We start from the raw sequence: 23,566 nt of genomic DNA, 5'->3' as shown, positions 1-23,566 counted from the left end.
CTTTTCATCCCCTCTCCCAGGGGGAGAGGGGATGAAAAGCGGTCCGTAGCCCGGATGGAATCCGGGGAGGACGGATAGCTCGGTGTTTCAGGCATCGTCACCCCTCTCGCATTCATGGGAGAGGGGCCGGGGGAGGGCGCGTGACGGTTCGCTCCCTCACCCTGGCAAAGGGGACAAAAGCAGCGAATCAGACCCGCTCGGCCCACAGGTCATATTCGTCCGCATCGGTGATGCGCACGCGGATCTTGTCGCCGGGTTTCACGTCGGTGGCGTCGACGAACACGCTGCCGTCGATCTCCGGGGCGTCGGCCCAGGAGCGGGCGACGGCGCCTTGTTCGTCGACTTCATCGATCAGCACTTCGATTTCTTTGCCGATCTTGCGTTGCAGGCGGGCGGCGCTGATGGCCTGCTGGTGGGCCATGAAGCGTTCCCAGCGCTCCTGCTTGACGTCGTCCGGCACTTCCTCGAGGCCCAGGTCGTTGGCCGGGGCGCCTTCGACCGGGGAGTACTGGAAGCAGCCGACGCGGTCGAGCTGGGCTTCGGTCAGCCAGTCGAGCAGGTAGAGGAAGTCTTCCTCGGTCTCGCCGGGGAAGCCGACGATGAAGGTGGAGCGGATGGTCAGCTCCGGGCAGATCTCGCGCCACTGCTTGATGCGCGCCAGGGTCTTGTCCTCGAAGGCCGGGCGTTTCATGGCCTTGAGCACTTTCGGGCTGGCGTGCTGGAAGGGGATGTCGAGGTAGGGCAGCAGCTTGCCCTCGGCCATCAGCGGGATGACGTCGTCGACGTTCGGGTACGGGTAGACGTAATGCAGGCGCACCCACACGCCCATGCTGGAGAGCGCTTCGCACAGCTCCTTCATGCGCGTCTTGACCGGCTGGCCGTTCCAGAAGTCGGTCTTGTACTTGAGGTCGACGCCGTAGGCGCTGGTGTCCTGGGAGATCACCAGCAGCTCTTTCACGCCGGCCTTGACCAGGCGTTCGGCCTCGCTGAGCACGTCGCCGACCGGGCGGCTGACCAGCTTGCCGCGCATCGACGGGATGATGCAGAAGCTGCAGCTATGGTTGCAGCCTTCGGAAATCTTCAGGTAGGCGTAGTGGCGCGGGGTGAGCTTGACGCCCTGCGGCGGCACCAGGTCGATCAGCGGGTTGTGCTCGGCCTTCGGCGGCACCACTTCGTGCACGGCGCTGACCACCTGTTCGTACTGCTGCGGGCCGGTGACCGCGAGTACGTTGGGGTGCACGTCGCGGATATTGCCCTCTTCGACACCCATGCAGCCGGTGACGATGACCTTGCCGTTCTCGGCGATGGCTTCGCCGATCACTTCCAGGGATTCGGCCTTGGCGCTGTCGATGAAGCCGCAGGTGTTGACCACCACCACGTCGGCGTCCTGGTAGGTGCCGACGACTTCGTACCCCTCCATGCGCAGTTGAGTCAGGATTCGCTCCGAATCTACCAATGCTTTCGGGCATCCAAGGCTGACGAAACCGACTTTCGGCGTGGCGGGGGCGGTGGACATGGCGGCTAACCTCAATGGGCGCTCACGAGGCGCCTTTGATCAAAAAGTGCGCGATTTTAGCGATAGCCCACAGCCTTGACCAGCCTCCGCGAGAAGGTCCGATGGGGCGTCCGAACGAAGGGTAATTGTAGGCAACTGCTCCTATATTGCTTCAGGCCCATGCGCCCCTGGTCTCGTCGAATGGGCGGAGCAGGATGCGCCGGAATCGCCAGAGGGGCGCCCAGGTAGAGACCTGAGCGCTGCGGGTATTCAGCTCGACAGAAACCCGAGCACGGCGACCAGGAACTCGCTGGGATACTCGATGTTCGACAGGTGCACCGCAGGCAGGACGAGCAGCCTCGCCCCCGGGATGGACTCGGCGATCAGCTCGCTGTGGCTGGCAGCCGTCACCGTGTCGTATTGCCCGGCGATCACCAGCGTCGGGCGGGAGATCCGCGCGAGGTCGCCACGCAGGTCGGTGTCGCGGACGGCCGCGTAGGCGCCAGCCAGTCCATGCCGATTGGTGGCCAGCAACATGGCGCGGAATCTTTCGACGACGGGGTCCCGCGCTTCCAGCATGCGCGCGGGGAACCAGTTGCGAAGGAACGTTTCGGCCGTTTCCGACATGTCCTCGGCGTGCAGTACCGAGGCGATGCGCTCGTCCCACTGGTCGGCCGGTCCGAGGAAGGGCGAGGTGTTGCTCAGGATCAGCCGGTCGATCCGAGCGGGCGCGTGGATGCCGAGCCATTGGCCGATGATGCCGCCGAGCGACAAGCCAAGGAAGTGCGCCCGTTCGATGTCCAGCGAGTCGAGCAGTTCGGTGACGTCCTGGCCCAGGCGGGCCAGCGAGTAGGGACCGGCCGGCACACTGGAGGCGCCATGCCCCCGGGTGTCGTAGCGCAGGACCCGGAAATGCCTCGACAGTTCCTGGACTTGGTCATCCCACATGTGGAGCGTGGTGCCGATGGAGTTCGACAGCACGAGCACCGGCTTTCCGGCGGCGCCGCCCATTCGATAGGCGTGACGGGAGCCATCTCCCGCCGTGAAGAAAGACAGGTTCTCCATGGGCGTTTCCTCTGGACTGGGTTTCTTGAAAGCCTCGGGCGTTGGCCGCCGTTGGATGCCATGGAGCGGATCGTAGTTGCGACCCACGGAGTTAAAAATTACAAAGATCGGACAGACACTGTAATCAGGGCTGACATGAGCGAGTTCACGCTGCATGACCTGCAATGCTTCGATGCGGTGGTCAGGGCCGGTGGTTTCCAGGCTGCGGCCGCCACCCTGCACCGTTCGCACCCTGCGGTTTTCGCCGCAGTCGCCAAGCTGGAAAGGCAACTGGGCCTGACCCTGCTGGATCGCAGCGGCTATCGGGTGAGCCTGACTCCGGCAGGGCAGTCGTTCCACCGCCGCTCGCAGGCGCTGCTGCGTGAGCTGGAAGGCTTGCGGAACCACGCCGCCCACCTGGCGATGGGCGAGGAGAGCGAGTTGCACGTGGTCATCGGCGACCTGTGTCCTCGGCCACAGGCACTGGGCCTGCTCGCCCGCTTCTTCGCGGAGTGCCCCGATACCCGCCTGCACCTGCACTTCGAAGCGGTCAACGGCCCCCTGGAGCGGCTGATGGATGGCGACGCCGACCTGATCCTGCACCGGATCGACAAGGCGGACCCGAACCTGGAGTGGGTCGATCTCTGCAAGGTGCAGTTCGTCCCGGTGATGGTTCCGGGGCTCCTGCCCACGCCGTTGCCGCGCTCCGTCAGGCCCGAGCAGGTGCGCGAACTCACCCAGTGCGTCATGCGCGACACCGCGCGCCATTCGCCCCCTGGCGACTACTTCGTGATCGAGGGCGCGCACCAGTGCACGGTGGCAGACCAGTCGATGAAGAAGGAAGTCATCCTGCAGGGCCTGGGCTGGGGACACCTGCCACGCTTCCTGATCGAAGAGGAACTGCGCGACGGCAGCCTGCAATCCATTGCCGGCCGCTATCTGCCAGGCCGTACCGAGGAAGTGGTCGCCGCGCGCCGGCATGACCGACCGCACGGGCCTGTCGCCAATCGCCTGTGGGACCACATTCGGGAGCAGGCGCCGCGATTCCGGAGCGAGTTGGAAGCTCCCGTCGGGCCCCACGCGAAATAAGAAATGCCCCGAAGGTCAGGGCGACCGTCGGGGCAAGCGCCTGGGCACTGAACCTTCCAGTCCAGTGGGAGGTGCTCAGACGATGGGGATCAGCGGGTCCGCGGCGGCGAGCGCGTCGGCCCGGTTGGCGGCCGGGGGATAGATCCAGACGCTGTTGATCTGGGTCTTGAGCCGTTTTCCCTCTTCCCTGACGAACTTGACCTGGCGATCCCAGCCTTCGGTGAATACGGCGCCCCAGGCACCCAGGTCCAGGCAGGTCACATACTTGGGCTGGCCATAGGGGATGGGATCGACGCCGAGCAGGCTGGCGGCCACGTTGTTGCCGGCGGAGCGGCCGAGAACGATTGCATGCTGGCAGGACATCATGGCGCGGTTGCCCTCGTCATCGACGGCGGCGCAAGCGACATCGCCGGTGGCGAACACATCCTCCAGGCCGATCACCTTGAGGTTGCGGTCGACATGCAGGCGGCCGTGGGCATCGCGCTCCGCCGGAATCTGCTCGGTCAACGAACTGGCCCGCACGCCGGCCGTCCAGATCACGGTTTTGGCGTCGATGCGCTGGCCATCCCCGAGGGTGATGCCATCTGCGTCGATCGATGCCACCGAGCTGTTCAGGCGCCATTCGATACCCAGTTCCTCGGAGGCTTCGGCAATGAGCGGGCGCGGACCATCGCCAAGCGCGGCGCCGATCTCGCCGCCGCGATCGACCACGATCACCCGGACGTCGGCGTCCTGGCCCAGGACCGCACGCAGGCGCGCCGGCATTTCGGCGGCGGTCTCGATCCCGGTGAAGCCGCCGCCGGCAACCACCACGGTATTGCGGGCGCTGGATGCCGGAAGTTGGCCGAGGGATTTGATGTGCTGTTCCAGGCGCACGGCCGTATCCATCTGGTCGACGTCGAAGGCGTGTTCGATGCCGGGCAATGGCGGGCGTACCACGTTGCTGCCACTGGCCAGGACCAGGCGGTCGTAGCCCAGGGTGGCCGTCGCTCCCTGTTCATCGCGGTATTCGACCTTCTTGCCCGCTACGTCGATCCGGTCCGCCATGCCTTTGACGAAGGTCACGCCGACGGCCTTGAAGAGCTCGTCGATCGGCGCGGTCATCTTGTGCACGTCCGGCTCGTAGAAGCGCGGGCGGATACGCAGCTCGGCCTGGGGGGCAAGGACCACGACTTCGGTATCGGTACGGTCATGCATGTCGAGCAGGCGGGTAGCGCTCAAGGCGCTCCACATTCCACCGAATCCGGCACCGACGATCAGAATGCGCTGTTTCATGTTGTTCTCCAGGGAGTGTGTTCCGAATGGGTACGCAGGGGCCGGGCCGGTCGCCAGGTGTCGAGGGGACGCCATCGCTCCTGCATAACTACGACTGTAATTGTCGTAGTTATGCGAGGCAAGACATTCCTGCGAATTCGGAGGACCGCCCATCGACACGGGCTCCCCGGCGGGCCCGTAGATTCGGTGGTTAATGGGCGTTGACGAGGTCTTGGAGCGCTTCGCCGGTCGGCAAGAGGGAAGGCAGGCCTTGCGGTTACCCTGGAAAGCTCGCAGAATTTTGCGACTGGAAAGGTCGGAGTTTCATATGTCTCTATACAGCGCAGGAGTGGAGTACGGAATCCACTGCCTCCTCTTCCTGACGGACGAGAAGGGGGATGGCCGCGAGGCCAGCGTCCGCGCGCTCGCCGAGCTGCAAGGCGTGCCCCAGGAACTGCTGGCGAAGGTCTTCACCAAGCTTGCGAAGGCGAACCTGGTCGTAGCCACCGAAGGCGTGCGGGGCGGGTTCAAGCTGGCGCGCCCCGCCGACGAAATCACCGTACTCGACATCGTCCGTGCCATCGACGGGCACAAATCGATCTTCGAATGCCGCGAAATCCGGGGAAGGTGCGCCGTCTTCGAAGGCTCGGCGCCGGACTGGGCCGTCAGCGGAACCTGCTCGATTCACAGCGTCATGCTGACGGCGCAGAAGCGCATGGAAGAAGCGCTGGCCCAGCAGACGGTTCTCGACCTCGCCCGGCGGGTTGGCCGCAAGGCGCCTCCAGCCTTCAACGAGGAAGTCATCCGCTGGATGGACAACCGCCGCGATGGCAAAACCAGCGCCAGCGGCTCAAATGGGTAGGGTGGAAAACCGCGAAGCGTTTTCCACCAAGACCCACTCACCACATGGAGGCTTCAGGGGCAGGGCAAGAACATCCAGGCCATGGAACGGCCGCCTGCCTCTGAGATGAACGTCAGATCCACTGATCGTTACGCTTGCGCCGCACCCGCAGCAGGGTCGGCAGGATCAGCCCGGCGAGCAGCCCGGCACCGGCGATGCTGCCGCCATAGACCATGTAGCGCATCAGCACCTGCTGCTGCTCCTCGCCCAACTGCGCCTGCACATCGCGCAACTCGGCGCGGGCCTGGCTCAGCTCGCTGTCCAGTGCCGAGCGGGCCGCCTGCAACTCGTCGATCAGCGTCTTGCGCGAATCCAGCGTCTCCTGCATGCCCTGCACGCGGGTCTTCCAGGTGTCGTTGATGCCTTCCAGCTCGGCGCTGAGTTCGGCCACCTTCTGCTCCAACTGCGGCAGGCGCTCGGCCTGGCCGGGCACTTCCTGCAGATCGCGGCTGGGAATCCACACGGTGCTGCCGCTCTCGCCACGCACCTGGCTGTAATCCCCCTGGGTGCGCAACAACTCGACCTTCTGCCCGGACGTGAGCGTACCGACGATGCGGTAGCCATCGGTCGGACCGCTGCGCACGTAGGTCGTCAGGCTATCGCTCACCCAGCGCACATTGCCGGCGGTCTCCTCGGCCTGCGCCGGGGCATTGGCCGCCAACAGGCCACCTAGCAGGCAGGCACCGAGGATGCGGGTCTGGAGCGGGGAAACACAGGTGGAGAAATGACGGGATAGGGACATGGGCAATCTTCACATGGCGATAGAACGAAACCCGGCGAACGGGCGCGATAAAAGCCGGCCAAGCGAATTGCTCTGGACAGGAACGCGATCGGGGTGGAAAGGAGGACGGCGCAGTCTCCCAGGTGGCGAATGGCCATGCGGTCCACCCGGTGGCCGACAGCAGACAGACAGCGGGCAACCGGATGGAGTTCACTCGGGGTGATGGGCGTGGGATGGGCGGTATGGCGGGGCGTGCTCATCCACGCATCGCGCCTGGCCCGGGGCGCACTGTTTGGTAACGGTGCCTAGTCCTCAAAGCGGCTCGTCGTGTCACGATCACGCTCGTACCGCCTCTTGAGCGGGAACGACGGCAACCATGACTCGCGACGAACGGTCCACAGCTCGTAGGTCGGCATCAATCGATCAGGGGCATCCAGGGAACCCAGGTTCACTTCGATCTCGTCCGCGGTGCGGGAGAAAACGGACGAGCCACAGCGGGGACAGAAAAACCGCCCGGCGTAGTCGCGTGTTTCGCCATCGATCGTCACCGCATCCCGAGGAAAGATCGCAGAAGCGTGAAAGAGGGCCCCGTGATGCTTGCGGCAGTCGAGACAGTGACAAAGGCCGACCCGGTATGGCCGTCCCGACGCCACTACCCGGACGTTGCCGCAAAGGCAACCGCCCGTGAATCGGTCCATGCTGTACCTCCTCTGAACTCAAGCGGTCGGAATATCCCCATCGGGCATCCACGATGGAGCCATTCCGCGCTTGTGAAAATAGCAGCCAGACGGCTGCGAAGGGGACATCGAGGAAGGCGCGCCCACCGCTACAGGCTACCTGCGGGGCTAGAATCCACGTATCGGTCCCAACCGTGGAGAACCAGGATGACCAGCAAAAACACGATCTGTCTCTGGTACGAAGGCACCGCCCTGGAGGCTGCGACGTTCTACGCCGAAACGTTCCCGGACAGCGCAGTGGGAGCCGTCCTTCGCGCGCCCGGCGACTACCCCGCGGGCAAGCAGGGCGATGTCCTGACCGTCGAATTCACGGTGATGGGCATCCCTTGCCTCGGGCTGAACGGCGGCCCGGCGTTCAAGCACAACGAAGCCTTCTCGTTCCAGGTCGCGACCGACGACCAGGCCGAAACGGACCGTTTGTGGAACGCGATAGTCGGAAACGGCGGCCAGGAAAGCGCATGCGGCTGGTGCAAGGACAAGTGGGGACTGTCGTGGCAGATCACGCCACGCATCTTGACGGCCGCGATAACCAACCCGGATCGAGCGGTGGCCAAGCGTGCGTTCGAGGCCATGATGAAGATGGGCAAGATCGACATCGCTGCGATCGAGGCTGCGTTGGAGGGTTGAATGGCACTGCGGGGTGCAGGTGTTTGGGTGTGTTGGAAGAGGCTGGTCGTGATATGTGCTGGACTGGCCGGCAGCGTTCAGCCCCAAGTTGCCGGTGGGGAATGGCAGCGATCGGCCGATTCTGTTGAAAAAGTCGCTTTATGAGAGAGCTGCATTTCGGCAGCTCAAAAATCGCTCGATTCCGGCGTTGCTACGTAAAAACCAAGACAGCTCTGTCTTCTGAACGCACCAGATTTCAACGTCGCTCACGCTCTTTCATGGGCAAAAATCGCGACGGGACTTTTTCAACAGAATCGGCCGATTCTGTTGAAAAAGTAGCTGCTTCCCCATGCCGTCGGCAGAATTGCTCTGTCAGCGAGCGCGGGGGTGAACAGCATGATGGGACAGTTACCGGGAGGACAGCAGCGCCTGTTCTACTCGTTCAATCTGGAAGATCACGTCCCGGCCCAACACCTCCTGCGCAGCATCGACCAGTGCCTGGATCTCAGTGACTTGCGCGCCTACCTGGCGGATTTCTATAGTCCCATCGGGCGCCCCTCGATTGATCCGGAATTGATGGTGCGTATGCTGGTCGTCGGCTACTGCTATGGCATCCGTTCCGAGCGGCGATTGTGCGAAGAGGTGCACCTGAACCTGGCCTATCGCTGGTTCTGCCGGCTGGGTCTGGAAGACGAAGTACCCAATCACTCGACCTTTTCGAAGAATCGCCATGGCCGTTTTCGTGACAGTGGCCTGTTCCGCTGGCTGTTCAATGAGGTGCTGCGGCGCTGCATGGCGGCCGGTCTGGTCAAGGGCGAAGGTTTCGCCGTCGACGCCAGCATCATCAAGGCCGATGCTAGCCGCCAGCGTGGCTTGGTGGGTGATGAGGTCGATTGGAGCGACCCAAAGCTCAGCAGCCGCGCCGTACGCGAGTACCTCGCAGCCCTTGATGAAGAGGTGCTGGCTGAAGCCCTCCCCAAGAAGATTTCGCTCACCGATCCTCAGTCCCGTTGGACAGCAGCGCCAGGCGGTCCGGCCTACTTTGCCTACTCCACGAATTACCTGATCGACACTGAGCACGGCGTGATCATGGATGTAGAAGCGACCCCAGCGCACCGTACCGCCGAAGTCGATTCGACCAGGACGATGGTCGAGCGCGTCGAAACGCAGTTCGACCTCACGCCAGAGCGCCTCATCGGTGATACCGCCTATGGCACTGCCCCGATGCTGGCCTGGATGGTTGAAGAAAAGAATATCGAGCCGCATGTCCCAGTCTGGGACAAGACCGAGCGCAAGGACGCCAGCCTCTCCAGTAACGACTTCCACTGGAATCCGGAGGCCAATGAATACCACTGTCCAACCGGCAAACCGCTACGCAGTGAATAGCGCGCCTTCACCCAGAAAAGATCGCGGGTGACCAAGGCCAACACCATCATCTACCGCTCCAGCCAAACCGACTGCGCCACCTGTCCGCTGAAAGCGAAGTGCTGCCCCAACACACCGAATCGGAAGATCGTCCGCAGCATCCATGAAGCTGCCCGCGACGTGGCCCGACGTATCGCCAAGACACCGGAGTATCTCGTCTCTCGCTGCGAGCGAAAGAAGGTGGAGATGCTGTTCGCCCATCTCAAACGGATCATGAAACTCGACCGTTTACGACTGCGTGGCCTGACGGGTGCGACTGACGAATTCACCTTGGCTGCGACCGTGCAAAACCTGCGACGCATGGCCAAACTTTTGCCTCACGGGCCACCGCTCACGGGATAGGTACGCCTGCGGCGAGCAGAAACCCTCGAATTAACCCTCAAACCTGAGCAGGGACGCTCAGTGAAACGCCGAAAGGCAACTTGAAGTGGCTTGCAGCCACTTCGACAGCAGGCACAGCTGACTGGCTGCCTGCCGCTGAACCTACTTTTTCAACAGAATCGGCCGGTAGCTGCCGCTTACGGACGTCCGCTCCCCGATAGATAGAGAGCAGTCAATCCCAACACCATTTGCAGCCACGCCGCGGCATTGTTCGGCGAGAGCAGCTTGCAGTCGTTCCTGAGTTGCAATGCAGCTCAAGAGATCATGTTCAGGTTCTCAGCGCTTCACGCAGACAAACAATGCATTCCCGGACGTGCCGCCCCAGGGGGTGATCCGTTCGTAGTCGTGCTCGAAGACCTGCACCTCGAAGTGCGGCTGCAACAGTTGCAGCAGTTCGGTGAAACCCAGGGCGACCATGCTGTGTTCGTCCTGCCAGGCCTGCGTCACTCCCGCCGTGGTCTTCTCGATGCTGAGGCGTAGCGCCTGCTGCTCGCCTTTGCCGCTGTAGTACCAGCCGGAGCCGAAGGTGAAGTGGCTGCCCTCATGTTCCACGGTATGGCGCACAAATGAGCGGTTGTCGATCTGCCGCTTGTCCACCGCGTTGAAGCAGAGCACGCCATTATCCTCGAGCGCGCCGTGCACGCTGGCCAGGCAGGCCTGCAACTGCTCCAGCCCGGCATTGTAGTGGATCGAGTAGAGGAAGCAGGTGATCAGATCCAGCGGCTCGCCCACTAGGAAGCCCGCCATGTCCTGCCGGCTGAACTGTGCCTCGGGACAGCGCAGTTGGGCGATGTCCAGCATCGGCTGGTTGATGTCCAGGCCGGCACTGCGGTAGCCGAAGTCGAGGAAGTGGCGCACGTGCGGCCCGGTGCCACAGGCGAGATCCAGGTGCCTGCGCCCCTGATTGCCGAACAACTGGTGCAGCCGGCGCACGCTGTGGCTCTGCGCCCGGTAGTCGATGTCGGCGCACATCAGGTCGTAGTAGGGGGACAGGTCGGTGTACAGCGCGTTGGAGGACATAGGCGGCCAGAGGGTTCGACGGAGGTTTCGGCGCGGCATGGTACCTCAGCCCCGAGCGCTCCTCGCCGAAAACAGACTTCCGGCACCAGTCGCTGCGAGTTGCTGCCTTGCTTGGCCGACGCCCTCTTTTCCGAGCGACGGCTCTTGGCCGTTCAGTACCACCAACAGCCGCCCCAATCGACCATCGATCATGCCCCCAACCACTACCGCTCGAGGCACATCCCGCACACGCTCTTTCCACGCGGTTCCGGTTGGGCCGAGTTGGCTCGCTCGTGCGCCTGCACGCTCCGCCACCAGCGCTCGCCCGCGTGTGGGGCGCGTTCTCCCATGATCGGCGTGGCGCTCGGCGGCGGCACTGCGTCGAGCGTGGCCACCGGCATTCTCATCACCACCGGTACCCGCGCCACAGCGCCTTCAACTACACCGAGTACCACGCCGAGCTCAACGCCTACGGCGCGATCCTCGGCGCCAACTATGCTGATGACCTCGGCGGCGACCAGAGCAGGCTCTACAGCTACCTGGGCTATGGCGCGACGCTGCCCCACGAGATTGGCCTGGACCTGCGCTACGGACAGGTGGACTACAAGGATCCGCTGCTGTTCTCGGCCAGCGGCGGCACGCGGGACAGCTACCACGAATGGGAGGTCAGGTTGAGCAAGGAGATCGTCGGTTTGAACTGGTCGCTGAGCTACATCGACACCGACCTGTCCGCAGCCGAGTGCGCCAGCTACATGGGCTTCGACGACGTCTGCTCGGCGACGCTGGTGGCGGGTGTCAGCAAGGCTTTCTGAGCGTGCCCCGGGTGCTGCCTGTGCGGCAGCGCCCGGGGATGTGGGTCAGATATGCAGTGCGTGCCCGAGCGCCCGCAGTGCCGTTTCCTGCACCGCTTCGCCGAGGGTCGGGTGGGCGTGGATGGTGCCGGCGATGTCTTCCAGGCGCGCGCCCATCTCGATGGACTGGACGAACGCCGTGGACAGCTCCGAGACCGCCTTGCCCACCGCCTGCCAGCCGAGGATCAGGTGGTTGTCGCGGCGCGCCACCACGCGCACGAAACCGTCGCTGGACTCCAGGGTCATGGCGCGGCCGTTGGCGGCGAACGGGAAGCTGCTGACGATGCAGTCGAGGTCGGCGGCCTGGGCCTGTTCCGGCGTCAGCCCGACCACCACCACTTCCGGATCGGTGAAGCACACCGCCGGGATCGCCGTGGGCGTGAAGGCGCGGCGCTTGCCGGCGATCAGCTCGGCGACCATCTCGCCCTGGGCCATGGCGCGGTGCGCGAGCATGGGTTCGCCAGTGAGGTCGCCGATGGCCCAGACGTCGCGCATCGAGGTGCGGCACTGCTCGTCGATCTTCAGCGCGCGGCCGCTCATGTCCAGGTGCAGGCTTTCCAGGTTCCAGCCTTCGGTGCGCGGCTTGCGGCCGACCGCGACCAGCACCTGGTCGGCGGCGATCTCCAGTTCCTCGTTGGCGGCGTTGCGCACGCGCAGGGCCTCGCCGTTCTCGCTCAGGCCGAGCACGCTGTGCCCGGTATGCAGTTCGACGCCAAGCTTGCGCAGGGCGGCGGCGACCGGCTTGGTCAGTTCCTCGTCGTAGGTCGGCAGGATGCATTCCTGCGCCTCGACCACGGCGACTTCCACGCCCAGCTTGCGGTAGGCGGTGCCCAGCTCCAGGCCGATGTAGCCGCCGCCGACCACCACCAGGCGCTTCGGCAGGGCAGTGGGGGCCAGGGCCTCGGTGGAGGAGATGACCTTGCCGCCATAGGGCAGGCCGGGCAACTCGACGCTCTGCGAGCCGGCCGCCAGCAACAGGTGTTCGCAGCGCACGCGCTGGCGGTCGCCGCCGGACAGCTCGACGTCCACGGTCTTGCCGTCGACGATCTGCGCCCAGCCTTGCAGCACCTGCACGCCGTGCTTCTTGAGCAGGGCGGCGACGCCGCTGGTGAGGCGGTCGACGATGCCGTCCTTCCACTCCACGCTGCGGGCGATGTCGATGTTTGGCGCTTCGACGCGGATGCCCAGGCGCGACTGGCCGGCGAACTCGCGGGCCTTGTGGAATTCCTCGGCGACGTGGATCAGCGCCTTGGACGGGATGCAGCCGATGTTCAGGCAGGTGCCGCCGAGCGCGGCGCCTTCCACCAGCACGGTGCGGATACCCAGTTGCCCGGCGCGGATGGCGGCGACGTAGCCGCCGGGGCCGCCGCCGATGACCAGAAGGGTGGTTTCGAGAGTCTGGCTCATGCTCACTCCAGGAACAGCGTGGCGGGATGTTCGAGCAGGCTGCGCACGGCCTGGATGAAGGCCGCCGCGTCCATGCCGTCGACCACCCGGTGATCGAAGGAGGAGGACAGGTTCATCATCTTGCGCACGACGATCTGCCCGCCGACCACCATGGGCCGTTCGACGATGCGGTTGACCCCGACGATGGCCACTTCCGGGTGGTTGATCACCGGTGTGCTGACGATGCCGCCCAGGGCACCGAGGCTGCTCAGGGTGATGGTCGAGCCGGAAAGTTCGTCGCGGGTCGCCTTGCCGCCGCGCGCGGCTTCGGCCAGGCGCGCCACTTCGCTGGCGTTGCCCCACAGGTCGCGGGATTCGGCGTGGCGCAGTACCGGCACCATCAGGCCGTTGTCGCTCTGGGTGGCGATGCCGACGTGCACCGCGCCGTAGCGGGTGATGACTTCCGCCTCGTCGTCGTAGCGCGCGTTGAGCTGCGGGAACTCGCGCAGCGCCACCACCAGCGCACGGACCAGGAACGGCAGCAGGGTCAGCTTGCCGCGTTGCGCGCCGTGCTTGCCGTTGAGGTGCACGCGCAGGGCTTCCAGGTCGGTGACGTCGATTTCCTCGACGTAGCTGAAGTGCGGGATGCGCCGCTTGGCCTCGGCCATCTTGCGGGCGATCTGCCGACGCAGGCCGATCACCGGAATCTGCTGTTCGTCGTTGCGCGCGCTGTAGCCGGACGCGACCGGCGCGGCGCTGCCGCCATGGGTCAGCCAGGTGTCCAGGTCTTCATGCAGGATGCGTCCAGCCGGGCCGCTGCCCTGCACGAACTGCAACTCGATGCCCAGGTCGCGGGCGCGCTGGCGTACCGCCGGGGAGGCCAGCGGCTTCTCGCCGGGTGCGCGGCGCGCTACCGGGGCCGGGGCCGGGGCCGGAGCGGGCGTGGCGCTGCGCGGTTCGGCGGGGCGTTCGCGAGGTTTTTCCTCGACCGGCTGGCTGGCCACCGGCGCCGCCACGGGTTCGGCGGGCGGGGCGTCCTTGGCGTTGCCGGCGCCTTCCACTTCCAGGCGGATCAGTTCGCCGCCGACCGGCATCACCTGGCCCGGCGCGCCGCCCAGGGCGAGAATCCTGCCGGCCACCGGCGAGGGAATCTCCACCGTGGCCTTGTCGGTCATGACCTCGGCCAGCACCTGGTCCTCGTGGACCTCGTCGCCGACCTGCACGTGCCATTCCACCAGCTCGACTTCGGCGATGCCTTCGCCGATGTCCGGCATCTTGATGACGTGAATGCCCATTCAGACCTCCATGACGCGCTTGAATGCCGCACCGACCCGCGCCGGCCCGGGGAAGTAGGCCCATTCCTGGGCGTGCGGGTAGGGGGTGTCCCAGCCGGTGACGCGCTCGATGGGCGCTTCCAGGTGGTGGAAGCAGTGCTCCTGCACCAGCGACATCAGCTCGGCGCCGAAGCCGCAGGTGCGCGTGGCTTCGTGGACGATCACGCAGCGGCCGGTCTTCTTCACCGACTGGGTGATGGTCTCCAGGTCCAGCGGCCAGAGGCTGCGCAGGTCGATGATCTCGGCATCCAGGCCGGTTTCCTCGGCGGCGGTCTGGGCCACGTAGACGGTGGTGCCGTAGGTCAGCACGGTCAGCTCGGAACCGGGGCGGGCCACCGCCGCGCAGTCCAGCGGCACCTTGTAGTAACCCTCGGGCACCTGGCTCTGCGGGTGCTTCGACCAGGGCGTCACCGGGCGTTCGTGGTGGCCGTCGAACGGGCCGTTGTAGAGCCGCTTGGGCTCGAGGAAGATCACCGGGTCGTCGTTCTCGATGGCGGCGATCAGCAGGCCCTTGGCGTCGTAGGGGTTGGAGGGCATCACCGTGCGCAGGCCGCAGACCTGGGTGAACATCGCCTCCGGGCTCTGGCTGTGGGTCTGGCCGCCGTAGATGCCGCCGCCGCAGGGCATGCGCACGGTCATCGGGCAGATGAAGTCGCCGGCCGAGCGGTAGCGCAGGCGCGCGGCTTCCGAGATCAACTGATCGGAGGCCGGGTAGACGTAGTCGGCGAACTGGATCTCCACCACCGGGCGCAGGCCGTAGGCGCCCATGCCGACGGCGGCGCCGATGATGCCGCTCTCGGAGATCGGCGCGTCGAACACCCGTGAGGTGCCGTACTTCTTCTGCAGGCCTTCGGTGCAGCGGAACACGCCGCCGAAGTAGCCGACGTCCTGGCCGAACACCACGACGTTGTCGTCGCGTTCGAGCATGATATCCATGGCCGAGCGCAGGGCCTGGATCATGGTCATGCTGGTCACGGCCTGGGCGTTTTCAGGTTGTGGATTCATGGCATTCATACCCCGAGCTCCTGGCGCTGCCGGCGCAGGTGTTCCGGCAGTTCCGCGTAGACGTCCTCGAACATGCTGGCGGCGCTCGGCACGTGGCCGTCGAGCAGGCTGCCGTGGCTTTCGGCTTCCTTCTGCGCGCTGATGATTTCGCCTTCCAGCTCCTTGTGCAGCGCTTCGTGCTGCTCTTCGGACCAGATGCCCAGGCCGACCATGTGCTGCTTCAGGCGGGCGATGGGATCGCCGAGGGGGAAGTGGCTGTAGTCGTCGGCCGGGCGGTATTTCGACGGGTCGTCCGAGGTCGAGTGCGGGCCGGCGCGGTAGGTGACCCACTCGATCAGGCTCGGCCCGAGGTTGCGCCGGGCGCGCTCGGCGGCCCATTGCGAGGCGGCGTGGACGGCGAGGACGTCGTTGCCGTCCACGCGCAGCGAGGCGATGCCGCAGCCGACGCCACGGTTGGCGAAGGTGGTGCCTTCGCCGCCGGCGATGGCCTGGAAGGTGGAGATCGCCCACTGGTTGTTGACCACGTTGAGGATCACCGGCGCGCGGTAGACGTGGGCGAAGGTCAGCGCGGTGTGGAAGTCCGCTTCGGCGGTGGCGCCGTCGCCGATCCAGGCCGAGGCGATCTTGGTATCGCCCTTGATCGCCGAGGCCATGCCCCAGCCGACCGCCTGGATGAACTGGGTGGCCAGGTTGCCGGAGATGGAGAAGAAGCCGGCGGCCTTGCTCGAATACATGATCGGCAACTGGCGGCCCTTGAGCGGGTCGGCCTCGTTGGACAGCAACTGGCAGATCATCTCCACCAGCGGGTATTCGCGGGTGATCAGGATGCCCTGCTGGCGGTAGGTGGGGAAGCACATGTCGCCATCGTGCAGGGCCATGGTGTGGGCCACGGCGATGGCTTCCTCGCCCAGGCACTGCATGTAGAAGGACAGCTTCTTCTGCCGCTGCGCGGTGATCATCCGGGCGTCGAAGATGCGGGTCTTGAGCATGGCGCGCAGGCCGCGCAGCAACTGCTCGTGGCTCAGCTCGGGGTTCCAGGGGCCGACCGCATGGCCCTCTTCGTCGAGCACCCGCACCAGGCTGTAGGCCAGGTCGCTGGTGTCCGCCGGCTCCACGTCGATGTCCGGCTTGCGCACCGTGCCGGCGTCCGACAGGTGCAGGTAGGAGAAATCGGTCTTGCAGCCCGGCCGCCCGGTGGGTTCGGGGACGTGCAGGCGCAGGGGGGCGTAGTCGTTCATTGTTCTTGTGTCTCCGGCCGCGAATGGAAGGGAAGTGCGGAGTCAGCGCGAGGCGGACGGAGGGCTGGGCGGGTGCAGCAGGCCGGGTTGGGCGATGCTGCAGACGCGGCGATGGGTGACGCCGCGGCGAATGACATCACTCATGGTGAGGTCCTCATCGTTTGTTCTTGTGATTCCAGTATAGGTGTGACCGGGTGGTTTTTTGCTCCAAATTGACTAGCTGTAAGCGTCAGGTTTAGTGTGTTTGAACTACAAAAAACACTATTCGTAGAGACTGCCAAGCATGGCCGAACTGGACCGCACCGACCTGAAAATCCTCCGCGCCCTGGCCGATGACGGCCGCCTGAGCTGGCGCGACCTGGCGCAGAAGATCGGCCTGTCGCTGACCCCGACCCTGCGCCGGGTACGCCGCCTGGAAGAGGAGCACTACATCCAGGGCTACTTCGCCCGGCTCGACGAACAGCGCCTGTCCGGGGCCATGAGCGTGTTCGTTTCGGTGACCCTGGAAAAACAGACAGGCGATTACCTGGCGAGGTTCGAAGAAAGCATCGTCCATGCGCCGCAGGTGATGAGCTGCTTCCAGATGACCGGCGACGCCGACTACATGCTGCGCGTGGTGGTCAAGGACCTAGCGGCTTACCAGGCCTTCCTCACCAACACCCTGACGCAGATTCCCGGGGTGGCCGGGATCAAGTCGGCCTTCGCCCTGAAGTCGGTGATGCTGCGCTCGGCGCCGCCGATCTGAGGGGCCGTTTCACTGGGTTCCCGCGTGCGTTGGAGTTTCCTGCCGCGTCGCTCTGCGCGAAGGCGCTCGCAAGGCTGCGTTTTGACCTCGCACTGGAACCGCGACGCCATCCAGCTCCCTCTCCCTCCGGGAGAGGGTTGGGGTGAGGGGCGGACATGAATCCGCCTCCGTAGCCCGGGCTACCTTCTGATATTGGTTCCCCGCATGCGCGGGGATGACGGTTGAACGTCCCGCGTCATTCCCGCGAACGCGGGAATCCAATCGTCGGGTGCGCATGAGCCTCGCACGGGGTCAGGAGCGCGCCTTGTTCCACTCCCGCCCGTCGCCTTCCTGCGGGGTCTGCTTCTTGAGCGACCGGCTCACCTCCGTGCCCACCGCCGCGACCAGGATGGCGGCTACCCCGAGCCATTGGAGCCACGCCAGGTGGTGGCCGAAGGCGACCCAGTCCACCGCGATGGCGGCGATGGGATAGACGAACGACAGCGTGCCGGTGATGACCGTGGGCAGCTTCTGGATGGCCTTGTACAGCAGCACGTACATCAGGCCGGTGTGGACGATGCCCATGGTGATCAGGCTGCCCCAGGCGGAAAGCCCGCTCGGTGGGTCGCCCAGGTTCGCCAGCGGTGCCAGCAGCAGGATGCCGAGCGACACCTGGATCAGCGCGATGAGGTGCGGCGGCGTGCCGGTCAGGCGTTTGGTGACCAGCGCGGCGATGGCGTAGAGGAACGCGGCGGCCAGCGCCAGTCCGAGGCCGACGAAGTAGTTGCCGTCGACGTAGCCCGGCCCCGCCTTGCTCTGCACGATGGCCAGCATGCCGCCGAAGGCCAGCAGCAGCCATCCCATCTGCCCCCAGGTGATGCGCTCGCGAAGGAACAGCGCGCCCAGCGCCACCAGCATGAAGGGCTGGGTGTTGTAGACGACCGTGGCGATTGCGATCGAGGCTTTCGAATAGGAGGCGAACAGCAGCACCCAGTTGGCGACGATGGCCACGCCGCCGAGCATGGCCAGCCCCAGCGTGCGCCAGCTCAATATCCCGGGGCGCAGGAACCCCAGGGCGGCGCAGATCGACAGCAGCGTGGCAGCGCCGAACACGCAGCGCCAGAACACCACGTCGGGCACCGGTTGCCCGGAGGCGAGCACGAACCAGCCGATGCTGCCGGAGATGAGCATCGCGCCCAGCATCTCGATCGAGCCTTGTCTGATCTGATCCCGTTCCATACCTGGCCTCCTCGGTTCGGTTGCGTGCGTCCAGTATGGGAATCCAGTGTCTGGGAGGCCATGGATAAAGAAAGGCTCCACGCCTATATTTCCTTTTCTATCGAAAGCTATCCGACAGGTTTCCTTTCTTATGAATGGTCTCGACGAAATCGACCTGAAACTCGTGGTGGCGTTGAAGGAAGACTCGCGGCGCTCCCTGAAGGCGCTGGCGCAGATCTGCGGCCTGAGCGCGCCCAGCGTGTCCGAGCGTCTGCGCCGGCTGGAAGAGCGGCGGGTGCTGACGGCCTACACCATCGAGGTCGACCCGCGCGCCCTGGGTTATCACCTGCAGGCCATCGTTCGGATCAGGCCGCTGCCGGGGCAGTTGCACGAGGTCGAGAGGCTGATCCGCTCGATTCCCGAGTTCATCGAGTGCGACAAGGTTACCGGGGACGACTGCTTCATTGCGCGGCTGCTGGTGCGCTCCATCGAGGACCTGGACGGTGTGCTGGACCAGATCGTCCACCTGGCCGAGACGAATACCTCGGTGGTGAAGAAGACCTCGATACCGCGCCGCCTGCCTCCGCTGTCGCCGGCGCGGGGAAGCGACGGCTGAAGCGCCTTTCCTTGATGCCGGTCATGTCCGCCGACGGCCGCCTCCGCACAATGGAACCGTTGCGGCGGCGCGCGCCGATGAAGGAGGGGAAATGAGTTACCTGCTGCTGAAATTCGTCCACCTGACGGCCGCCGCGTTCTTCATCGGCGGGGTGTTCTTCGAGGTGATGATCCTCAGCCGCGCGGCGCGGCAACTGGACCAGGCCCCGCGCGAACAATTGTCCAAGGCACTCGGACAGCGCGCGCGCCGCGTCATGCACTGGGTGGTGCTGGCCCTCTATGGCGCCGGCCTGGGCCTGGCCTGGCACTACCGCGCCGCGTTGCACGACCCCTTCGCCAGCAGCTTCGGCACCTTGCTGGCGTTGAAGATATTCCTGGCACTGAGCATCCTCGGGCACTTCCTCGGCGTGGTCTACCTGATGCGCACCGGCCGCATGACACCGGCCCGCTCGCGGATGATCCATATCAGCGTGCTGGTGCAGATGCTGGGCATCCTGTTCCTGGCCAAGGGGATGTTCCTGTTGAGCTGGTAGGTGTTTTGTTTATTGGTTCCCCGCGTTCGCGGGGACCCAGAAAACGAGCCCGTAGGATGGGGCGAGGAGCGCAGCGACGATACCCATCGGGCGGAGATGAGGGACATGGCTGTGCCCAACCCATCCCGCACAAATCATTCACCCGCCTCAACGACGACGGCCCGCCAATGGCGGGCCGCGTCTTAGCCAATACCGATCAATCAATTATCGAGCTGGGCACCTCCTTCCGCGGGTTGCGGTTCGCTGGCTGGGGAGGAGAGCAGTCCACGGATCACCAGCCAGGTCATGGCCAGGGCACCGCCGATGAACACCGCTCAGCATCCACCACAGCTTGTGGTACTCACCCATGGAACACCTCCTGGCCCAGCGCGCGCGGGAACAGCAGGTTGTTCTCCAGGTGAATGTGCTGCATCAGGTCGACGCGCAGCTCGTCGAGCCCGCGATACAGCGCCCGCCAGGTGTTGCAGGCGCCTTGCGGTGGCCGCATGTCGTCGGTCAGTTCGATCAGCCTTGCCAGGGCCTCGCCGTGCTGGTCGTGCTCGAAACGCATCAGCGAGATCGGCCCGCCGGCCATGGGGCCCGCGCCGCGCTCGATCATCGGGAAGAGCACCTGTTCCTCCTTCTGCATGTGGCTTTCCAGTTCCTGGTGCATGGCGATCAGCAGTTCGGTCAGCCCGCGCGGGCACTCCTCGCGGCCGCCGTGGACCTGCTCGACGCGGGCCGCCAGGCGGATCAACTCCGGCAATTGCTGGCGGTGCACGGCGTGGTAGCGGCTCAGCACGTGGTCGATCAACCGGCCGGGCGGAGCCTGGCGCCAGTCGATCGCGTCGGTGTCCTGCGGGTCCAGGTCCCGCAGGTGCCGAACGACTTCCTTGGCGTCCACGTTGCGCTCGCGGGCGGCCTGGCGCAGGGTCTTCTGGCCGCCGCAGCAGAAGTCCAGGTGGAAGCGATGGAACACCCGGGTCGCGCCGGGAAGGCTGCTGGCCAGGTTGCCCAAGGTATTGTCGAGCAGTTGGTCGGCCATGCTGGGCTCCTCGATGGGGTGAGAGTCCCCATGGCTATCGCAATTGCCGTGCCGCTCCTGGAATTGACGGCAATCAAGGGCTTGGCGCCAGGCAAGGTCTAGCCTACCCGGCAAAGACCAGGTGCCGGATACCCGAAATGGTAGATTTCACCCCGATTCAAAGCGCCCAGTTGGCCGACCTGGCCTGCGAGCTGCCCGCCGCCATCCGCCTGCAACGGCTGGTGGTCGGCCTGCGTGAGGCTTTCTCCTGCAGCGCCGTGGTGCTGCTGCGCCTGGATGGCGAGAGCCTGCGTCCGCAGGCGGCGGTCGGCCTGGCCCACGAGGTGCTTGGACGCAGCTTCGCGGTGGCCCGCCATCCGCGCCTGGCGCAGATCCTGGCGCAGCGCGAGCCGTTGCAGTTCGCCGCCGACAGCCTGCTGCCCGACCCCTACGACGGCCTGCTGGAAGACAGCCCGGACGAGCCGCTGCCGGTGCACGACTGCATGGGCATGAGCCTGTACCTGGACGGCCAGCTATGGGGAGCGGTGACCCTCGATGCCCTGCGCCCCGGCAGCTTCGACCGACGTGCCGCGCAGATATTGCGCCAGCACGCGCTGCTGATCGAGACCGCGCTGCGCGTGTGCCGGCTGGAGGCGGAGGTGCGCAGCCTGCGCCTGGCGCGCCGCGAGACGGAGCCGGGCGATGAGGTCGCCGATGGCGCCATCCTCGGCAGCAGCCCGGCGATCATCCAGTTGCTCGACGAACTGGCGGTGGTGGCCGACTCCGAACTGCCCGTGCTGTTGCAGGGCGAGACCGGGGTCGGCAAGGAACTGTTCGCCCGCTGGCTGCACGGCCGCTCGCCGCGTTCGTGCAAGCCGCTGGTCTACGTCAACTGTGCGGCGCTGCCGGAGACCCTGGCCGAGAGCGAACTGTTCGGCCACGCCAAGGGCGCGTTCTCCGGCGCCGGCCAGGATCGGCCCGGCCGGTTCGAAGCGGCCAATGGCGGCACCCTGTTCCTCGACGAGATCGGCGAACTGCCCCTGGCGATCCAGGCCAAGCTGCTGCGTGCCTTGCAGAACGGCGAGATCCAGCGCCTCGGCGCCGACCAGCCGCGTCACGTCGACGTGCGGGTGATCGCCGCGACCAATCGCCGGCTCTGGGAAGAAGTGCGCGACGGGCGTTTCCGCGCCGACCTCTACCATCGCCTTTCGGTGTACCCGGTGCACATCCCGCCGCTGCGTGAACGCGGCCGCGACGTACTGCTGCTCGCTGGCCACTTCCTCGAGCTCAACCGCGCGCGCCTCGGGCTGCGCTGCCTGCGCCTGTCGCCGGAGGCCGAGCGCGTGCTGCTGGGCTACGACTGGCCGGGCAACGTGCGCGAGCTGGAGCACGTGATCAGCCGTGCGGCGCTCAAGGTGCTCAGCCAGGCCGAGTCGCGCACCGCGCTGCTCAGCATCGAGGCCCCGTGGCTGGGCCTGGAGCTGCCCGCCATCCAGCGCCAGCACTCACCCCAGGTCAGCCCCGAGACGATGCCGGAGCCCATGCAGCAGGCGTTGGAGCGCTACCAGCGCGAACTGATCCAGGCGGCCCTGGCCCGCCATGACGGCAAGTGGGCCGCCGCCGCCCGCGACCTGCAGATGGACCCGAGCAACCTGCGCAAGCTGGCGCGCCGGCTGAGCCTGATCTGACCCGGAGAACTCCCCGACATGCTGACCCACCTCGATTCCCAGGGCCGCGCCAACATGGTCGACGTCACCGACAAGGCGCAGACTTCCCGTGAAGCGGTAGCCGAAGCCCGCGTGCGCATGCGCCCGGAGACCCTGCAAATGATCGTCGACGGCGAGCATCCCAAGGGCGACGTGTTCGCTGTGGCGCGCATCGCCGGCATCCAGGCGGCGAAGAAGACTTCCGACCTGATCCCGCTGTGCCATCCGCTGCTGCTCACCAGCGTCAAGGTCGAGCTGCAAGCGGATGGCGAGGACGCGGTGCGCATCCGCTCGTGTTGCAAGCTGGCCGGGCAGACCGGCGTGGAAATGGAAGCGCTGACCGCCGCCAGCGTCGCCGCGCTGACGATCTACGACATGTGCAAGGCGGTGGATCGCGGCATGGTCATCGAAGCCGTGCGCCTGCTGGAAAAGAGCGGTGGCGCCTCGGGGCATTTTCGCGCGCCTTGACCGCGATCAAGGCGGCTCGCGCGCAAGCTGCTGGGATTCCGCTTCCGTCATCGCCAAGGAGCCCCGCATGCGCGAACAACTGAAATCCGTGCGCCGTCGCCACCTACGCGGACACCTGCACGAGGCGCAGGCGCCGCAGGAACCGTTCGCCCTCCTGCGTCTCTGGTTGCGCCAGGCGATCGACCACGAAGCGCCTTCGGCCGAGGGCCTGGCGATGTTCCTGGCGACCGCCGACGACTTCGGCCGGCCCCACGGACGGATGGTCCATCTGCGGGACGTGGACGAGCGCGGCCTGGTTTTCCACAGCCATTACCGGAGCGCCAAGGGCCAGGACCTGGCGATCAACCCCCATGCGGCGCTGACCTTCCACTGGCCAGGCCTGGAGCGTCAGTTGCGCATCGAGGGACGTGTCGAGCCGGTCAGCGCGACGGAGTCGGATGCTAGCTTCCACAACCGCCCCCTGGACCGCCGCCTGGCCTGCTGGGCCTGTGAACAGAGCCAGCCGGTCAACGGCCGTGGCGAGCTGGAAGCGCGTCTGGCACAGGCCAGGTACCGCTTCCTCGACAGTACGCCACCGCGCCCGTCGGACTGGGGCGGCTATCGCCTGCTGCCGGAGCGGATGGAATTCTGGCAAGGCCGCCCCGGCGGCCTGCACGACCGGCTCGACTACCAGAAAGACGACACCGGCTGGCACCGCGAACGCCTCGCGCCGTGACCCCCGTAGCCCGGATGCAATCCGGGGAAGCCGGCAACTCCGTTTCCCGGATTGCATCCGGGCTACGGACTTGGTGCCGTGGACGGAGTTTCATCACCCCTCTCCCATTCATGGGAGA

Annotated in this window: 22 protein-coding genes and 1 pseudogene; 11 read left to right on the top strand and 12 right to left on the bottom strand. The window is 65.8% G+C overall.

Annotated features, from left to right (window positions below):
• Nucleotides 1-187: 187 nt before the first annotated feature.
• Both rimO and pcaD read right to left on the bottom strand, forming a co-directional pair.
• Complete coding sequence (rimO, locus tag PSEWESI4_RS16630; RefSeq protein WP_187672331.1) at nucleotides 188-1,516, bottom strand: 30S ribosomal protein S12 methylthiotransferase RimO; 1,329 nt, start codon at nucleotides 1,514-1,516, stop codon at nucleotides 188-190.
• Nucleotides 1,517-1,765: 249 nt separating this feature from the next.
• A complete protein-coding gene (gene pcaD, locus PSEWESI4_RS16625; protein ID WP_187672330.1) occupies nucleotides 1,766-2,560 on the bottom strand; it encodes a 3-oxoadipate enol-lactonase in 795 nt (264 codons plus the stop codon).
• A gap of 135 nt (nucleotides 2,561-2,695) precedes the next feature.
• Here pcaD and PSEWESI4_RS16620 point away from each other — a divergent pair, with 135 nt between their 5' ends.
• Nucleotides 2,696-3,628, top strand: a complete 933-nt coding sequence (locus PSEWESI4_RS16620; RefSeq protein WP_187672329.1) for a LysR family transcriptional regulator — start codon at nucleotides 2,696-2,698, stop codon at nucleotides 3,626-3,628.
• A 75-nt stretch (nucleotides 3,629-3,703) separates the two neighbouring features.
• On the opposite strand, the gene PSEWESI4_RS16615 is transcribed toward PSEWESI4_RS16620, so the two are convergent.
• The gene (locus tag PSEWESI4_RS16615; protein WP_187672328.1) at nucleotides 3,704-4,903 is read right to left on the bottom strand and encodes an NAD(P)/FAD-dependent oxidoreductase; all 1,200 of its coding nucleotides are present in this window, start codon (nucleotides 4,901-4,903) and stop codon (nucleotides 3,704-3,706) included.
• Nucleotides 4,904-5,210: 307 nt separating this feature from the next.
• Between PSEWESI4_RS16615 and PSEWESI4_RS16610 the strand changes: the two genes are divergently transcribed.
• Complete coding sequence (locus PSEWESI4_RS16610) at nucleotides 5,211-5,744, top strand: RrF2 family transcriptional regulator (RefSeq protein WP_187672327.1); 534 nt, start codon at nucleotides 5,211-5,213, stop codon at nucleotides 5,742-5,744.
• A 112-nt stretch (nucleotides 5,745-5,856) separates the two neighbouring features.
• Here PSEWESI4_RS16610 and PSEWESI4_RS16605 read toward each other — a convergent pair whose 3' ends face one another.
• Together PSEWESI4_RS16605 and PSEWESI4_RS16600 are read right to left on the bottom strand one after the other, a co-directional pair.
• On the bottom strand, nucleotides 5,857-6,525 hold the full coding sequence (locus PSEWESI4_RS16605; RefSeq protein ID WP_187672326.1) for a TIGR04211 family SH3 domain-containing protein: 669 nt from the start codon (nucleotides 6,523-6,525) through the stop codon (nucleotides 5,857-5,859).
• A gap of 284 nt (nucleotides 6,526-6,809) precedes the next feature.
• Nucleotides 6,810-7,202 (bottom strand): GFA family protein, encoded by a 393-nt coding sequence (locus tag PSEWESI4_RS16600; RefSeq protein WP_187672325.1) that lies wholly within the window; start codon nucleotides 7,200-7,202, stop codon nucleotides 6,810-6,812.
• Between the two features lie 186 nt (nucleotides 7,203-7,388).
• Between PSEWESI4_RS16600 and PSEWESI4_RS16595 the strand changes: the two genes are divergently transcribed.
• Both PSEWESI4_RS16595 and PSEWESI4_RS16590 read left to right on the top strand, forming a co-directional pair.
• Nucleotides 7,389-7,868: a VOC family protein gene (locus PSEWESI4_RS16595; RefSeq protein ID WP_187672324.1), complete on the top strand. Its 480-nt coding sequence runs from the start codon at nucleotides 7,389-7,391 to the stop codon at nucleotides 7,866-7,868.
• Nucleotides 7,869-8,243: 375 nt separating this feature from the next.
• Nucleotides 8,244-9,614 (top strand): annotated as a pseudogene (locus tag PSEWESI4_RS16590) (transposase).
• 315 nt (nucleotides 9,615-9,929) lie between these two features.
• Here PSEWESI4_RS16590 and PSEWESI4_RS16585 read toward each other — a convergent pair.
• Entirely contained in the window at nucleotides 9,930-10,673 is a 744-nt protein-coding gene (locus PSEWESI4_RS16585; RefSeq protein WP_187672323.1) for a class I SAM-dependent DNA methyltransferase, read from the bottom strand.
• A gap of 272 nt (nucleotides 10,674-10,945) precedes the next feature.
• On the opposite strand from PSEWESI4_RS16585, the gene PSEWESI4_RS16580 reads away from it, so the two are divergent.
• A complete protein-coding gene (locus PSEWESI4_RS16580) occupies nucleotides 10,946-11,464 on the top strand; it encodes a TorF family putative porin (RefSeq protein ID WP_235978956.1) in 519 nt (172 codons plus the stop codon).
• A 45-nt stretch (nucleotides 11,465-11,509) separates the two neighbouring features.
• Here the strand turns inward: PSEWESI4_RS16580 and lpdA are convergent, their stop codons facing one another.
• From lpdA to PSEWESI4_RS16560, 4 genes are read right to left on the bottom strand one after another with little or no spacing between them, the layout of a single operon-like run.
• Entirely contained in the window at nucleotides 11,510-12,910 is a 1,401-nt protein-coding gene (gene lpdA, locus PSEWESI4_RS16575; protein WP_187672322.1) for a dihydrolipoyl dehydrogenase, read from the bottom strand.
• Between the two features lie 2 nt (nucleotides 12,911-12,912).
• Nucleotides 12,913-14,184: a dihydrolipoamide acetyltransferase family protein gene (locus tag PSEWESI4_RS16570; protein WP_187672321.1), complete on the bottom strand. Its 1,272-nt coding sequence runs from the start codon at nucleotides 14,182-14,184 to the stop codon at nucleotides 12,913-12,915.
• Nucleotides 14,185-15,237 carry an alpha-ketoacid dehydrogenase subunit beta gene (locus tag PSEWESI4_RS16565; RefSeq protein ID WP_187672320.1) on the bottom strand — a complete coding sequence of 351 codons (1,053 nt, stop codon included), beginning with the start codon at nucleotides 15,235-15,237 and terminating at the stop codon, nucleotides 14,185-14,187.
• Nucleotides 15,234-16,466 carry a 3-methyl-2-oxobutanoate dehydrogenase (2-methylpropanoyl-transferring) subunit alpha gene (locus PSEWESI4_RS16560; RefSeq protein WP_187672319.1) on the bottom strand — a complete coding sequence of 411 codons (1,233 nt, stop codon included), beginning with the start codon at nucleotides 16,464-16,466 and terminating at the stop codon, nucleotides 15,234-15,236. Before PSEWESI4_RS16560 ends, PSEWESI4_RS16565 begins: the two co-directional genes overlap by 4 nt.
• A 283-nt stretch (nucleotides 16,467-16,749) precedes the next feature.
• Between PSEWESI4_RS16560 and PSEWESI4_RS16555 the strand changes: the two genes are divergently transcribed.
• Entirely contained in the window at nucleotides 16,750-17,211 is a 462-nt protein-coding gene (locus tag PSEWESI4_RS16555; protein WP_187672318.1) for an Lrp/AsnC family transcriptional regulator, read from the top strand.
• Nucleotides 17,212-17,502: 291 nt separating this feature from the next.
• Here PSEWESI4_RS16555 and PSEWESI4_RS16550 read toward each other — a convergent pair whose 3' ends face one another.
• Complete coding sequence (locus PSEWESI4_RS16550; RefSeq protein ID WP_187672317.1) at nucleotides 17,503-18,429, bottom strand: DMT family transporter; 927 nt, start codon at nucleotides 18,427-18,429, stop codon at nucleotides 17,503-17,505.
• A gap of 130 nt (nucleotides 18,430-18,559) precedes the next feature.
• Between PSEWESI4_RS16550 and PSEWESI4_RS16545 the strand changes: the two genes are divergently transcribed.
• Nucleotides 18,560-19,024, top strand: coding sequence for an Lrp/AsnC family transcriptional regulator (locus PSEWESI4_RS16545; RefSeq protein ID WP_187672316.1), 465 nt, complete (start codon nucleotides 18,560-18,562; stop codon nucleotides 19,022-19,024).
• A gap of 91 nt (nucleotides 19,025-19,115) precedes the next feature.
• A complete protein-coding gene (locus PSEWESI4_RS16540; RefSeq protein ID WP_187672315.1) occupies nucleotides 19,116-19,556 on the top strand; it encodes a CopD family copper resistance protein in 441 nt (146 codons plus the stop codon).
• A gap of 340 nt (nucleotides 19,557-19,896) precedes the next feature.
• Here the strand turns inward: PSEWESI4_RS16540 and ytfE are convergent, their stop codons facing one another.
• Nucleotides 19,897-20,580: an iron-sulfur cluster repair protein YtfE gene (gene ytfE / locus PSEWESI4_RS16535; RefSeq protein ID WP_187672314.1), complete on the bottom strand. Its 684-nt coding sequence runs from the start codon at nucleotides 20,578-20,580 to the stop codon at nucleotides 19,897-19,899.
• Between the two features lie 137 nt (nucleotides 20,581-20,717).
• Here ytfE and norR point away from each other — a divergent pair, with 137 nt between their 5' ends.
• The 3 genes from norR (at nucleotide 20,718) to pdxH (ending at nucleotide 23,448) form a co-directional block, all read left to right on the top strand.
• The gene (gene norR / locus PSEWESI4_RS16530; protein WP_187672313.1) at nucleotides 20,718-22,247 is read left to right on the top strand and encodes a nitric oxide reductase transcriptional regulator NorR; all 1,530 of its coding nucleotides are present in this window, start codon (nucleotides 20,718-20,720) and stop codon (nucleotides 22,245-22,247) included.
• A gap of 18 nt (nucleotides 22,248-22,265) precedes the next feature.
• Nucleotides 22,266-22,733, top strand: a complete 468-nt coding sequence (gene moaC / locus PSEWESI4_RS16525) for a cyclic pyranopterin monophosphate synthase MoaC (protein ID WP_187672312.1) — start codon at nucleotides 22,266-22,268, stop codon at nucleotides 22,731-22,733.
• A gap of 67 nt (nucleotides 22,734-22,800) precedes the next feature.
• The gene (pdxH, locus tag PSEWESI4_RS16520; protein WP_187672311.1) at nucleotides 22,801-23,448 is read left to right on the top strand and encodes a pyridoxamine 5'-phosphate oxidase; all 648 of its coding nucleotides are present in this window, start codon (nucleotides 22,801-22,803) and stop codon (nucleotides 23,446-23,448) included.
• The last annotated feature ends 118 nt before the right edge of the window (nucleotides 23,449-23,566 follow it).

Origin of the sequence: Zestomonas carbonaria (genome assembly GCF_904061905.1) — a bacterium.
In the GTDB taxonomy this organism is placed as follows: domain Bacteria; phylum Pseudomonadota; class Gammaproteobacteria; order Pseudomonadales; family Pseudomonadaceae; genus Aquipseudomonas; species Aquipseudomonas carbonaria.
The sequence above is the reverse complement of the archived record's forward strand: the minus strand, read 5'-3'. Positions and strand labels throughout refer to the sequence as shown.

Excerpts from the sequence above, each read along its gene's own strand:
- pdxH (WP_187672311.1), top strand. The coding sequence starts at position 22,801 with ATGCGCGAACAACTGAAATCCGTGCGCCGTCGCCACCTACGCGGACAC.
- PSEWESI4_RS16595 (WP_187672324.1), top strand. The coding sequence starts at position 7,389 with ATGACCAGCAAAAACACGATCTGTCTCTGGTACGAAGGCACCGCCCTG.
- PSEWESI4_RS16560 (WP_187672319.1), bottom strand. The coding sequence starts at position 16,466 with ATGAACGACTACGCCCCCCTGCGCCTGCACGTCCCCGAACCCACCGGG.
- PSEWESI4_RS16570 (WP_187672321.1), bottom strand. The coding sequence starts at position 14,184 with ATGGGCATTCACGTCATCAAGATGCCGGACATCGGCGAAGGCATCGCC.
- lpdA (WP_187672322.1), bottom strand. The coding sequence starts at position 12,910 with ATGAGCCAGACTCTCGAAACCACCCTTCTGGTCATCGGCGGCGGCCCC.
- PSEWESI4_RS16605 (WP_187672326.1), bottom strand. The coding sequence starts at position 6,525 with ATGTCCCTATCCCGTCATTTCTCCACCTGTGTTTCCCCGCTCCAGACC.
- rimO (WP_187672331.1), bottom strand. The coding sequence starts at position 1,516 with ATGTCCACCGCCCCCGCCACGCCGAAAGTCGGTTTCGTCAGCCTTGGA.
- PSEWESI4_RS16610 (WP_187672327.1), top strand. The coding sequence starts at position 5,211 with ATGTCTCTATACAGCGCAGGAGTGGAGTACGGAATCCACTGCCTCCTC.
- PSEWESI4_RS16620 (WP_187672329.1), top strand. The coding sequence starts at position 2,696 with ATGAGCGAGTTCACGCTGCATGACCTGCAATGCTTCGATGCGGTGGTC.
- PSEWESI4_RS16615 (WP_187672328.1), bottom strand. The coding sequence starts at position 4,903 with ATGAAACAGCGCATTCTGATCGTCGGTGCCGGATTCGGTGGAATGTGG.
- pcaD (WP_187672330.1), bottom strand. The coding sequence starts at position 2,560 with ATGGAGAACCTGTCTTTCTTCACGGCGGGAGATGGCTCCCGTCACGCC.
- PSEWESI4_RS16600 (WP_187672325.1), bottom strand. The coding sequence starts at position 7,202 with ATGGACCGATTCACGGGCGGTTGCCTTTGCGGCAACGTCCGGGTAGTG.
- PSEWESI4_RS16565 (WP_187672320.1), bottom strand. The coding sequence starts at position 15,237 with ATGAATGCCATGAATCCACAACCTGAAAACGCCCAGGCCGTGACCAGC.
- norR (WP_187672313.1), top strand. The coding sequence starts at position 20,718 with ATGGTAGATTTCACCCCGATTCAAAGCGCCCAGTTGGCCGACCTGGCC.
- PSEWESI4_RS16585 (WP_187672323.1), bottom strand. The coding sequence starts at position 10,673 with ATGTCCTCCAACGCGCTGTACACCGACCTGTCCCCCTACTACGACCTG.
- PSEWESI4_RS16545 (WP_187672316.1), top strand. The coding sequence starts at position 18,560 with ATGAATGGTCTCGACGAAATCGACCTGAAACTCGTGGTGGCGTTGAAG.
- PSEWESI4_RS16540 (WP_187672315.1), top strand. The coding sequence starts at position 19,116 with ATGAGTTACCTGCTGCTGAAATTCGTCCACCTGACGGCCGCCGCGTTC.
- PSEWESI4_RS16550 (WP_187672317.1), bottom strand. The coding sequence starts at position 18,429 with ATGGAACGGGATCAGATCAGACAAGGCTCGATCGAGATGCTGGGCGCG.
- PSEWESI4_RS16555 (WP_187672318.1), top strand. The coding sequence starts at position 16,750 with ATGGCCGAACTGGACCGCACCGACCTGAAAATCCTCCGCGCCCTGGCC.
- moaC (WP_187672312.1), top strand. The coding sequence starts at position 22,266 with ATGCTGACCCACCTCGATTCCCAGGGCCGCGCCAACATGGTCGACGTC.
- ytfE (WP_187672314.1), bottom strand. The coding sequence starts at position 20,580 with ATGGCCGACCAACTGCTCGACAATACCTTGGGCAACCTGGCCAGCAGC.